The sequence below is a fragment of the Bosea vaviloviae genome (assembly GCF_001741865.1).
GTDB lineage: Bacteria > Pseudomonadota > Alphaproteobacteria > Rhizobiales > Beijerinckiaceae > Allobosea > Allobosea vaviloviae.
In genome coordinates, this window is the sequence record NZ_CP017147.1 from 796,521 (window position 1) to 807,836 (window position 11,316).

Sequence of the window (11,316 nt, forward strand, 5' to 3'; positions counted from 1 at the left end):
TCGCTGACGCTCCTCGCAATGACGATTCGGGCTACTAACCCGCACTCAACCGCTTCGACGGCTCGTATTGATCCTCGAGCCGGTTCGCGTGCCGGTGCAGCAGGCGCCAGCCGCCATCCTCGAACCGGAACACATGGGTGACCCGGTTCGACCATTGCGTCGGCTGCTCCATGCCCGACATTGTCACGCTGAAGGTCTCGATATCGGTCGTATAGGCGAGATCGGCCCCCACCACGGTGGTGATGTTCCTGTGGCTGACCGTGCCGCCCTTGAAGCGGTCCGCCGCCCAGTCCCAGCGCTGCGAGACCTCGTCCCAGCCCTTTTCATATCCGCCCCAGCCATAGAAGCTGGTGGCATCGTCGCGATGCGAATAGAACGCCTTGATCGGCCCGACATCGCCATTGGCGACATGGGCGAGCGCCGTTTTCAGCACGCCGAGGGCAGCCTCGAAAGCTGCTTTCGCCGATTGTGATGCGCTGTCCATTCCGACCTCCTGCAAGCCCGTCAGGCTAGCATGACCGGTAGGGCGTCAGGCAAGGGCCGCCGCCGCAAACCCGCGTCGGCAACCCGAGACAGCAGTGGTTCAGAGAATGGCGGCCTTGCATGATCAAAAATATCTATTAATCTGGATATATGGAAATGGAAACAGCCATCACCGCGCTCGGCGCATTGGCGCAGGCGACCCGCCTCGACAGCTTCCGTCTGCTGGTTCGCCATGAGCCCACGGGCCTCGCCGCAGGCGAGATCGCCCGCCTTCTCGAGGTGCCGCAGAACACCATGTCGGCGCATCTGGCGGTGCTGTCGCGCGCAGGGCTCGTCAGGTCGGAAAGGCGCAGCCGCTCGATCGTCTACCGCGCCGATCTGGGCGGGTTGCGCGCGCTGACCCTCTTCCTCGTCAAGGATTGCTGCGCCGGAAAGCCCGAGCTCTGCGCGCCGTTGATCGCCGAACTGACCCCGTGCTGCTGAGTGGGACCCGCATGAGCACCGACATCGTCATCTACCACAACCCGGCTTGCGGCACCTCGCGCAACACGCTGGCGATGATCCGCAATGCCGGCATCGAGCCGCATGTCGTCGACTATCTGAAGACGCCCCCAGCAAGGGCGTTGCTGGTCCAGCTGATCGCTCGCGCGCGCCTGGCGCCCCGCGACCTGCTGCGCGAGAAGGGCACGCCCTATGCCGAGCTCGGCCTTGGCGAGATGTCCTTGCCCGACGAGGCGCTGATCGACGCGATGATGGCGCATCCCATCCTGATCAACCGGCCGCTGGTCGTCTCAACCCTCGGCGTCAGGCTTTGCCGACCCTCGGAAGCCGTGCTGGACCTGCTGCCCGCGCCGCAGAAGGGCGCTTTCGCCAAGGAGGATGGCGAGCGCGTCATCGACGAGACCGGAACGAGGATTTCGGCATGACAACCGCGCCTGCGCCCGAAAGGCTCTCCTTCCTCGATCGCTACCTCACACTCTGGATTTTTGCGGCGATGGCGCTCGGCATCGCCCTCGGCACGCTCTTCACCGGCCTGCCCGCCGCACTCGAGAGCCTCTCGATCGGCACGACCAACGTCCCAATCGCGATCGGCCTGATCCTGATGATGTACCCGCCGCTGGCGCGCGTCCGCTATGAGGAGTTGCCGGCCGTCTTCGCCGATAAGCGCGTATTGGCGCTGTCGCTGGTCCAGAACTGGCTGATCGGCCCCGTGCTGATGTTCGCGCTGGCGGTGATCTTCCTGCGCGATCAGCCGCATTACATGACCGGGCTGATCCTGATCGGGCTCGCGCGCTGCATCGCCATGGTGCTGGTCTGGAACCAGCTCGCCAAGGGCGACAACCAATATGTCGCCGGCCTCGTCGCCTTCAACTCGCTCTTCCAGATCCTGTTCTTCAGCGTCTATGCCTGGTTCTTCCTCAGCGTTCTGCCGCCGCTGTTCGGGCTGGAGGGCAGCGTCGTCGCGGTAAGCTTCTGGACGATCGCGCAAGCGGTCGCGATCTATCTCGGCATCCCCTTCCTGGCCGGTTATCTGACGCGGCGCATCCTGACCGCGCGCCGAGGCCAGGAATGGTACGAGGACACCTTCCTGCCGCGCATCGGGCCGGTCACGCTGGCCGCGCTGCTCTTCACCATCGTCGCGATGTTCGGGCTTAAAGGTAGCGATCTGGTGCGCCTGCCTTTCGACGCGGTGCGGATCGCCATCCCGCTGGCGCTGTATTTCGTGCTGCAGTTCCTGATCAGCTTCGCCATGGGTAAATGGATCGAGGCCGACTATCCCCGCACCACAGCCGTCGCCTTCACCGCCTCGGGCAATAATTTCGAGCTGGCGATCGCCGTCGCGATCTCCAGCTTCGGCCTCGCCTCGCCGGTTGCGTTCGCTGCCGTGATCGGCCCCCTGGTCGAGGTGCCGGTCCTCGTCCTGCTCGTCCATGTCGCGCTCTGGCTCGGCCGCCGCTGGTTTTCCGGAGCGGAGCTGGCGAACGCGCGGGCATGAAACGCCTGCGCACCCTGTCCGACCCGACGCATCTTCCGGCGCTTGAGCGGCGCTATGCGCGGGAGCGGCCGGCGCTTGGATTGGGCCAAAACGACCCAACGCCGCGCATCCTGTTGCTCTATGGCTCGTTGCGCGAACGCTCCTATTCGCGGCTGTGCGTAGAGGAGGCTGCGCGGCTGCTCCAGTTCTTCGGCGCGCAGACGCGTATCTTCGATCCCTCCGACCTGCCCTTGCCCGACCAGAACAAGGGCGACGATCATCCCGCCGTCCATGAGCTGCGCGAACACGCGATCTGGTCGGAGGGTCAGGTCTGGTGCAGCCCCGAGCGACACGGCCAGATCACCGGCGTTATGAAGGCACAGATCGACCATCTGCCGCTGAACATGGGCGGGATTCGGCCGACGCAAGGGCGCACGCTCGCGGTCATGCAGGTCTCGGCCGGTTCGCAATCCTTCAACAGCGTCAACACGCTGCGCCTGCTCGGTCGCTGGATACGGATGGTGACGATCCCCAACCAGTCAAGCGTCGCAAAAGCCTTCCAGGAATTCGACGAGACCGGACGCATGAAGCCATCGAGCTATTACGACCGCATCGTCGACGTGATGGAGGAACTGGTCCGCTTCACGGTGCTGCTGCGGCCGCATGCGGACCAGTTGATCGACCGCTACTCCGAGCGAAAGGCCGCTGGCCTGCCCCTCGATCCGACGACAGACCTCTCGGCGATTGCAGGGCGGACAAGTCCGTGACGTCGGCAATGGCGGGCGAGGCTATGTCCTGGACCTGGCCTTGCCGGGCACCGACAGAAGCCGGTTCGACGTCGTCGCTTCCAGAATAACCATCGTCGAGGTTTCCGCGACGCAGGGGATCGATTGCAGCGCGGCGGTGATGAAACTCCTGAGCGCCTCGATATCCTTGACCCAGACCCGCAGCAGATAATCGACATTGCCGGTCACGAGCAGGCATTCGGTGATCTCGGGCCGTCCCTGTATCGCGGTCAGGAACTGGCTCGCCGCATCCGGGCTTTGCTTGGCGAGGCGCACGCTCACCATCACGCAAATGCCGAAGCCGAGCGCCGCCGGGCTGATCCGCGCCGCATAGCCCTCGATCACGCCGGTTTCCTCAAGCCGCTTGATGCGCCGGCTGCACGGCGTCGGCGACAGGCCGACCTGCTCGGCAAGCTCCAGATTCGAGATTCGCCCATTGGCCTGGAGCGCGGCCAGGATTCGGCGATCGATCTGATCCAACTCGGCCATGAGGCTTTTTCGCTCCCAAATACCAAAATACGAGCGATTAACGCTCCATCATCCAGCTCTTACGCGAAACATTGCACGGACTCTCTCCGATCGCGACCGCTATTGTCTGCCAAGCTGGAGGGACAGGACATGACGATCTCGAAAGGCTCGGCGGCCGGGATGCGCCCGGGCTGTGCGCAATGGCTCAAGACGAGCAACAACATCTCCCAGCAATTTCTTGCCTTTGGCGGCCGCCCCGATGTGGTGAGCCTCGCCGGCGGCCTGCCAGCGGCGGAGCTCTATCCACTCGCGGCGATCCAGTCCGCGACGCAGCGCGCGCTCGAACGGCACGGGCCGGCGGTCCTGGAATATGGTGCGATCGAGGGCTTTCCCGCCTTGCGCCGGCTGATCGCGGCGCGCATCTCGGCCGAGACCGGCGGGCATTTCACGCCTGAGAACGTGCTGCTGACCAGCGGCTCGATGCAGGGGCTCGACCTGATCGGCAAGGTGCTGCTCGACCCCGGCGACTTCGTCGTCGCGCAATCGCCGACCTATCTCGGCGCGCTCGACGCCTGGCGCCCGCGCGCGCCGCTCTACCGCAAGCTCGACTGGGATCTGCAGGAACCCGGCTTCGACGATGCCCTCGCCCGGGCCAAATTCGTCTATACCGTGCCGAACTATTCCAACCCGACCGGGGTGCTGGTTTCGCAGGAGCGCCGCGCCGCCTTGCTCGACAAGGTGCTGGCCGCAGGCACATGGCTCGTCGAGGACGATCCTTACAGGACGATCCAATTGGACGGGCCGCCCGGCCGGAGCATCCTTGGCCATTATGTCGCGCGGCATTCCGGCGCCTATGACGGCCCGGTGATCTATCTCGGCACCGTCTCCAAAAGCCTGGTTCCGGGCCTGCGCGTCGGTTGGATCATCGCCGAGCACGGCATGATCCAGGCGCTGACGCTCGCGAAACAGGCGACCGATCTCAGCAGCAGCATGCTGACCCAGGCGATCACGCTCGAACTGCTCGAACAGGATTTCGACAGCGAGCATGCCAAGGCGATCGTTCCGCTTTACCGGGAGCGGCGCGACGCCCTGTGCAATGAGGCGGCCTTGCGCCTGAGCGAATGGTTCGAGTGGGAGGTGCCGGTCGGCGGCATGTTCGTCTGGATGCGGGCGAGGAACCAGGCGATCGACACTGACGAGCTCTACCGCTTCGCGGTCGAGGAGAAGGTCGCCTTCGTGCCCAGCAGCGTCTTCGATTTCACCGGCCAGGACCGCTTCGCGATGCGGGTCAATTTCACCCGGAGTTCGCCGGAGGTCATCACCGAGGGCGTGCGGCGCCTGGAGCGCGCCATCGCCACTTACGTCTCGTCACGCGCCCAGCTTCAGCGCCGGGGTGGGCCGGAAGCCTCGATGCGTGATGAGCGCATCGAGGCCTGAGGCGACCTTTTCCGGCACTGATGACGCCTTGCACGGCGCTCAACCGACGAGCCCCAGCGGCGCCCGGCCCGCGATCGCGGCCGTCCGTGCGAGATAATCGGCCTTGCTGGATTGCATATGGTCGATGTTGATCTGGGCCAGCGCCCAGGAATCGGTGCCCTGAAGCAGCTCGATCATGATGTCATGCTGGCGCAATGAGAGCCGCAGGCCGTCACGATCGGCGAGGTTCTTCGCCCGCATCGGCAGGGTCAGGCCCATGTAATCCTGCAGGCTGCGCACCAGATACGGATTGCCGCAGGCGCCAAACAAGGTGATGTGGAAGGCGTCATTGGTCTCGTGGATCCCGCGCAGATCGCCCGCCTCTGCATGCTGGGCATAGTCGGCCTGGATCGCCTTCAGCCGCGTGATCAGTTCAGCTGGGGCAGGCAGCGCGATCATCAGCACCGCCTGCCGGGTCAGCATCTCGCGAACCTCGTAGATCTGCCGGACCTCCTGGGCCGAATAGGAGGAGACGGTCGCGCCGATATTCTTCTCGCGACGGACCACGCCGGTGCGTTCGAGCTGGACCAGAGCCTGCCGGATGAAGTGTCGCGTCGCGCCGTAGCGAGCCATCAGGCTGTCCTCGACAAGCCGCGAGCCCGGCGCGAGACGCCCGAAAATGATGTCCTCCTCGAGCCGACGGAGAATCTCCGCCTGCTCCTCGACACGCGAGGCTGATGCCGGTGCTTCGCTCATGCAACCTGTCCTTCCGCCTTGCTTGCGCCTGCCGATTCCCAACCAGAGAGCCGATAGCAGTCCTCGACGAGACGCAAGGTTTCGAGATTGTCTTCAGGCGAGCTCTCGAAGGCTGCGCCCTCCCGCAGGCAGCGGGCGAAATGAGCGAGCGTCGCGGTATAAGCGCCCTGATAGACCTCGGCCTGGTCGAATTCGACCTGCTCGTCATCGCGCCCGCTCAGGCGCAGTGTCGCGCCGTCGAGGCGGATCGCCCCGCGGTCGCCGAGGATCGTCAGGCGATCGACCTGCTCGGGCTGGGCGCCATGCGCCGCGAAGCTCGCAAACACCGAAACGCCGGCGCCGGCAGCCGTTTCGAGATGCACCACCGCGCCGTCCTCTCCGGCAAGCTCCGGACAGGTCCGGCTCAGCACGGCCGCGCGCACGCTCATCGGTCCCAGCAGCATGCGCAGCGTGTCGAGATGGTGGATCAGCACCTCGGCCACCAGCATCCGCTGCTCGCCGCGTAGCATCGGCTGTCGCTCCAACGCGGTCAGCCGCCCCTCCGCATTCGGCACCGTGCCGGAGGTGACCAGCGACAGCGAGGCGGCCTTGACCGCGCCGATCCGGCCCTGCGCGAGCCACTGCGCCGCCTGACGGTAATAAGCGCGGAAGCGCCAGTTCTCATGCACCATCAATCGGACCCGGCCGGAAACGTCCGCGACCAGCCGCTGCGCCTCGCCCAGGGTCGGAGCCAGCGGCTTCTGGCACAGGATCGGCAAGCCGTGATCGGCCGCCAAACGAACAAGCTCGGCATGAACCGCGCGTGGCGCGGCGATATCGACGGCATCGAAACCGCCCGCCGCCAACATCTCGCTTGCGCTCCGGTAACGAGCGCCGATGCCGAACTCTTCAGCGCGGCGCTCGCACGCGTCATGCGAGGGATCGGCGATCGCCACGACGACGGCATCGTCGGCAAGCGCCCGCCAGCCGCGCAAATGGTAGAGCGTGACCCAGCCGGCGCCGATCAGGCCGATCCGAAGCGGCTGCGCCATCAATGCGGTCTCCGCTGCGCGGCGGCTTTCTGCGCGGCAGGCGCGGTCTCCAAAGCGGGAACCGCCCGGCCGGTTTCGCCGTCGAAGAGATAGCCGGCCTCAGTGGAGAAGAAGAGTTCGACGAGCTCGCCCGGCGCGGCCACGACATGGCGCGGCAGACGCGCGATGCATTCGGCTCCGCCTTCCGTCTCGACCAGCAGCAGAGTCTCGGCGCCGAGCGGCTCGACGGCGATGGTGCGTCCCCTGATCGTACCATGGGGTTGGCCGTTCAACGCGGCCGCATCGATCAGCAGATCCTCGGCGCGCACGCCGAAGGTCATGTCGCGCCCGGCGACGCCGGCAAGCGTGGCAGCCGCCCAGCGCGTCAACGGCGCCTCGACCGCGGTGCTGCGCGCATGCAGGCCGTCGAGCGAGATCGCGGCCTTCAGCAGGTTCATCGGCGGCGAGCCGAGGAAGCGCGCCACGAAGGTGTCGGCCGGCTGCCAGTAGACCTCCAGCGGCGCACCGATCTGCGCCACCCGGCCGGCATTCATCACGCAGATGCGCGTGCCCATGGTCATCGCCTCGACCTGATCATGCGTGACATAGATCATGGTCGAGCCGAGCCGGTGATGCTGCTTGATGATCTCGCTGCGCGTGTTGACCCGCAGCGCCGCATCGAGGTTCGAGAGCGGCTCGTCGAACAGGAAGACCTGCGGCTCGCGCACCATGGCCCGCCCCAGCGCGACGCGCTGCCGCTGCCCGCCCGACAGGGCGCTCGGGCGACGCGCCAGCAGCGGCGTCAGGCCCAGCAGGCCGGCGGCCTCATTGACGCGCCGATCGACTTCCGTCTCGGCGATCTTGCGTCGGCGCAGGCCGAAGGCGAGGTTTTCCGCCACGCTCATATGCGGGTAGAGCGCATAGGACTGGAACACCATCGCGATGTCGCGGTCCTTGGCCGGCACATTGTTGACGGCCCGTCCGTTGATCGAGAGCGTGCCGCTGCTGATCGTCTCCAGGCCGGCGATCATCCGCAGCGTCGTCGATTTGCCGCAGCCCGAGGGGCCGAGCAGCACCATGAACTCGCCATCGCCGATGGTGAGATCGACGTCCTCGACCACGACCGGGCCGCTGCTGCCATAGCGCTTGCTGATCTTGTCGAGTCCGACGACGGCCATGACGGCCTCCTACTTGATCGCGCCGGCAGTCATGCCGCGGATGAGTTTCTCGGAGAAGAAGACATAGGCGATGATGACGGGGATGACCGAGATCATCACGCCGGTCGCGATCATGCCGATGTCCTGGAAATGATCGCCCATGAAGGCGCGGATGCCGATCGGCAGCGTGCGCTTCTCGGGGTCGGTGATCAGCACCACCGCGAACAGGAACTCGTTCCAGAGCTGGATGAAGTTCAGGATCAGCGTGGTCGCGATCGCCGGCATGCCGACCGGCAGGACGATGCGCCAGAAGATCTCGAGGTCGCCATAGCCGTCCATCTTGGCGGCATCGAACAGGTCCTGCGGGATGCGGGCGAAGAACCCCTCGAGCAGGTAGACCGTCAGCGGCAATTGCAGGGAGACATAGACGAGGCTCAGGCCCAGCAGGCTGTTGTAGAGATTGTAGTCGACCAGGATCTGGTAGAGCGAGATCAGCGTGATCTGCGGCGGGAAGATGATCGACGAGAACAGGATGCCATAGATCAGCCGGTTGCCGCGGAAGCGGTAGCGCGCCAGCGCATGCGCCGCGGCCGCCCCGATCAGCGTGACGATGGCGACGGCGCCAACCACGACCAGCGTCGAGTTCCAGAAATAGGTCGCGAAATCGGAATCGACCCAGGCGCTCCTGAACTGCTCCCAATGAAACGGCCGCGGCCAGGCATAATGGTCGGCGCTGATCTCGGCGGTGGTGCGCACCGACATCGTCGCCAGCCACAGGAAGGGGCCGAGCGTGTAGAGCGTGTAGATGCCCAGCACCAGGGCAAGCGCGCCCCGGCTGAACAGGCGCGGCATGACCGCGTGGCGAGCGGCCTGATCAGTGACTACGGCCATCTCAGTACTCCAGCCGCTCTTTTGTGCCGAGAAGGCGGTTGAGGATCACGACGGAGGCGCACACCACCAGGAACCACACCGTCGCGATCGCGGAGGGGTAGCCGAGGTCGAAGGTGTTCCAGTTGAAGGCGCGCTTGTAGACATAGGTCGAGACCGTCTCGGTCGCCCAGAGCGGCCCGCCCTGCGTCATGATCCAGACGAGGTCGAAGATCTTCATCTTGCCGATGAAGGCGAGGATATAGAGCGAGAGCAGCGTCGGCCGCAGCATCGGCACGATGATGTAGCGGAGCTTCTCGCCCCAGCCGCAATTGTCGAGTTCCGACGCCTCCAGCACCTCGCGCGGCAGCGAATGGATCGCGGCGAGGCAGACCACCATGTTGAATCCGGCCCATTTCCAGGCATGGGTGACGATCACCGAGGCCAGCGCCAGATTGGGATCGCCGAGCCAGGACGCTGCGAGGCTGTCGAGCCCGACCGCGCGCAGCATCACATTCAGCACGCCCCAATCGTAGTTGAAGATCCACATCCACAGGATCGCGACCACGACATAGGAGAGCAGTACCGGCGTGAACCAGGCAACCCGCAGGAAGCGGGCGAAGGGCACGCCGGCATAGAGCGCCAGCGCCAGCAGCAGGCCGGTCGCGACGTCGAGCACCGGTGCGACGAAGGACCAGATCAGGGTGTTGCGCACCGCGATCCAGAACGTCTCGTCGGCGACCAGCTCGCGATAATTGGCGAGGCCGACGAAGCTCGCCTCCACCCCTTCGATCGTGAAGAAGCTGTCGAAGATGGTCCGAAAGGCCGGATAGGCGGTCAGCCCGCAATAGACCAGAAGCGCCGGCGCCAGAAAGATCGCAAGCACGACGCGGCTCGCGCGGCGGGGGTCGGCGAGCGACCGGGCGGAGGTGGAAGCCTCCCGGTCGCTCGTCTTGACGTTCAAGGCCATCGCCTCCGGCATGATCGGCTCACTTCTTCAGGCAGGCGCCGTCCATCTTCTCGGCTGCCTCCTGAACGCTCAACAGACCGGCCGGGAAGGCGTTGTTCATGACCTGCACATAGGTGTCGGCGCATTTGGCCCGATAGTAGAGCAGCGGCGTGCCGAAGAAGTATTTCGCGTCCTTGTTGCGTGCGTTCAGCTCGGCGAAATAGTCCTTGCGCGGGCTGACGATCTTGTCCTGATCGGATTTGAGCCCGCTCTGGAGTGAGACCTCGCCGATCCATTTGGTGCCGTTCTCAGGCGTCGCCATGGATTTCAGCATGGCGCCGGCGCAATCCTTGTTCTTGCTCTTGGAGAACATCACGAAGCTGCCGCCGATCGCCAGCGTCTTGCATTGCGGACAATCACCCTTGTCCATGGCGGGGAATTTCATGATGCCGAGCGGAAAATTCGCCGGCATGCCGCCTTTTTCGGGCTCTGCGAAAGCGCGCCCGGTGAACCAGCTCGGATCGGGGAAGGTCAGCGCGCCCGGCGTGTTGTAGAAGTAGAAATGCGACTCGCCGAGCTTCAGCGTCGCGAAGCTCTTGGGATAGGCGCCGGCGTCGACCAGTTGCTTGACCCAGTTCATCACCTCGACGACGCGCGGATCCTTGAACGACAGCTCGCCATTGAGCAGCTTGGCGTAATCATCGGAGCCGAGCTTGCGCAGCAGCGACTCGAACAGAAGCTGGCCGCCCGGGAAGGGTCGGTCGCCGACGCCTTGCGAAACCGGGGTGATGCCGGCCGCCGCGCCCTTCTTCACCAGGTCGAGGAACTGCGCCTGCGTCAGCTGGAAGGAGGCGGGCACATCCACGCCGACCTTCTTGACCAGATCCTTGTTGTAATAGAGCTCCACCGTATAAGCCTCGACCGGCACGCCATAGACCTTGCCCTTCGAGCTCCATGCGGGCTTGGCCCAATCTTCCAGATTCGCCAGGTCGACATAGGAATCGAGCGGTTCCAGGAAGCCGCCGGCGAGGAACTCCGGCTGGTCCGGCTCCATATAGAAGATGTCGGGCGCCTGCCCTGTCCGCACCGCCGATTTCGCCTGGGTGTAGATGTCGGCCTTGGGGATGAAGCTCAGCTTCACCGAGCACTGCTTGTTGTTGGCTTCGAACTCCTTCACCCGGGCCGAGACCCAGTCCTTCTTGGCCGGCTCGTCGGGCCAATTGCTCCACATGGTGATCTGCTTCTCCTGGGCGAGCGCGAAGCCCGCACTGCTGAGAGAAGCGGCCGTCAGGACGGCCAGACCGATAGCGCGAAGTCCCATGATGCGTCTCCTCCGAGGTTGGTCGTTCTTATTTTGCGGGCAGGCTACGCGGAGCAGTTCGATTGTCAATAATAATATGGAAATATCGCTTCAATCGCGCCATATCCGCGATAAGCCCGCTTCATTATT

Annotated in this window: 13 protein-coding genes; 5 read left to right on the top strand and 8 right to left on the bottom strand. The window is 64.9% G+C overall.

All coding sequences use genetic code 11. From position 1 onward, the window contains the following. Nucleotides 1-34 precede the first annotated feature (34 nt). The gene (locus BHK69_RS03740; protein WP_069688933.1) at nucleotides 35-484 is read right to left on the bottom strand and encodes a YybH family protein; all 450 of its coding nucleotides are present in this window, start codon (nucleotides 482-484) and stop codon (nucleotides 35-37) included. A gap of 149 nt (nucleotides 485-633) precedes the next feature. On the opposite strand from BHK69_RS03740, the gene BHK69_RS03745 reads away from it, so the two are divergent. Genes BHK69_RS03745 through arsH form a run of 4 tightly spaced genes read left to right on the top strand, consistent with a single transcriptional unit; the run spans nucleotide 634 to nucleotide 3,225 of the window. After that, nucleotides 634-966 carry an ArsR/SmtB family transcription factor gene (locus BHK69_RS03745; RefSeq protein ID WP_069688934.1) on the top strand — a complete coding sequence of 111 codons (333 nt, stop codon included), beginning with the start codon at nucleotides 634-636 and terminating at the stop codon, nucleotides 964-966. Nucleotides 967-977: 11 nt separating this feature from the next. Further along, nucleotides 978-1,409 (top strand): arsenate reductase (glutaredoxin), encoded by a 432-nt coding sequence (gene arsC, locus BHK69_RS03750; RefSeq protein ID WP_069688935.1) that lies wholly within the window; start codon nucleotides 978-980, stop codon nucleotides 1,407-1,409. After that, on the top strand, nucleotides 1,406-2,479 hold the full coding sequence (arsB, locus tag BHK69_RS03755) for an ACR3 family arsenite efflux transporter (protein ID WP_069688936.1): 1,074 nt from the start codon (nucleotides 1,406-1,408) through the stop codon (nucleotides 2,477-2,479). The genes arsC and arsB overlap by 4 nt, the downstream gene beginning before the upstream one ends. Further along, entirely contained in the window at nucleotides 2,476-3,225 is a 750-nt protein-coding gene (gene arsH / locus BHK69_RS03760; protein WP_069688937.1) for an arsenical resistance protein ArsH, read from the top strand. Before arsB ends, arsH begins: the two co-directional genes overlap by 4 nt. A 21-nt stretch (nucleotides 3,226-3,246) precedes the next feature. Here arsH and BHK69_RS03765 read toward each other — a convergent pair whose 3' ends face one another. After that, a complete protein-coding gene (locus BHK69_RS03765) occupies nucleotides 3,247-3,732 on the bottom strand; it encodes an Lrp/AsnC family transcriptional regulator (RefSeq protein WP_069688938.1) in 486 nt (161 codons plus the stop codon). Nucleotides 3,733-3,861: 129 nt separating this feature from the next. Here BHK69_RS03765 and BHK69_RS03770 point away from each other — a divergent pair, with 129 nt between their 5' ends. Next, on the top strand, nucleotides 3,862-5,148 hold the full coding sequence (locus BHK69_RS03770) for an aminotransferase-like domain-containing protein (RefSeq protein ID WP_069688939.1): 1,287 nt from the start codon (nucleotides 3,862-3,864) through the stop codon (nucleotides 5,146-5,148). A gap of 39 nt (nucleotides 5,149-5,187) precedes the next feature. On the opposite strand, the gene BHK69_RS03775 is transcribed toward BHK69_RS03770, so the two are convergent. From BHK69_RS03775 to BHK69_RS03800, 6 genes are read right to left on the bottom strand one after another with little or no spacing between them, the layout of a single operon-like run. Continuing rightward, nucleotides 5,188-5,883 (bottom strand): GntR family transcriptional regulator, encoded by a 696-nt coding sequence (locus tag BHK69_RS03775; protein WP_069688940.1) that lies wholly within the window; start codon nucleotides 5,881-5,883, stop codon nucleotides 5,188-5,190. Continuing rightward, complete coding sequence (locus BHK69_RS03780) at nucleotides 5,880-6,914, bottom strand: Gfo/Idh/MocA family protein (RefSeq protein ID WP_069688941.1); 1,035 nt, start codon at nucleotides 6,912-6,914, stop codon at nucleotides 5,880-5,882. The genes BHK69_RS03775 and BHK69_RS03780 overlap by 4 nt, the downstream gene beginning before the upstream one ends. Further along, on the bottom strand, nucleotides 6,914-8,071 hold the full coding sequence (locus BHK69_RS03785) for an ABC transporter ATP-binding protein (protein WP_069688942.1): 1,158 nt from the start codon (nucleotides 8,069-8,071) through the stop codon (nucleotides 6,914-6,916). Before BHK69_RS03785 ends, BHK69_RS03780 begins: the two co-directional genes overlap by 1 nt. A 9-nt stretch (nucleotides 8,072-8,080) precedes the next feature. Continuing rightward, a complete protein-coding gene (locus tag BHK69_RS03790; RefSeq protein ID WP_244548391.1) occupies nucleotides 8,081-8,941 on the bottom strand; it encodes a carbohydrate ABC transporter permease in 861 nt (286 codons plus the stop codon). Between the two features lies 1 nt (nucleotide 8,942). After that, on the bottom strand, nucleotides 8,943-9,899 hold the full coding sequence (locus tag BHK69_RS03795) for a carbohydrate ABC transporter permease (RefSeq protein ID WP_083269106.1): 957 nt from the start codon (nucleotides 9,897-9,899) through the stop codon (nucleotides 8,943-8,945). A 7-nt stretch (nucleotides 9,900-9,906) separates the two neighbouring features. Next, nucleotides 9,907-11,187: an ABC transporter substrate-binding protein gene (locus BHK69_RS03800; RefSeq protein WP_069688943.1), complete on the bottom strand. Its 1,281-nt coding sequence runs from the start codon at nucleotides 11,185-11,187 to the stop codon at nucleotides 9,907-9,909. Nucleotides 11,188-11,316: the final 129 nt, after the last annotated feature.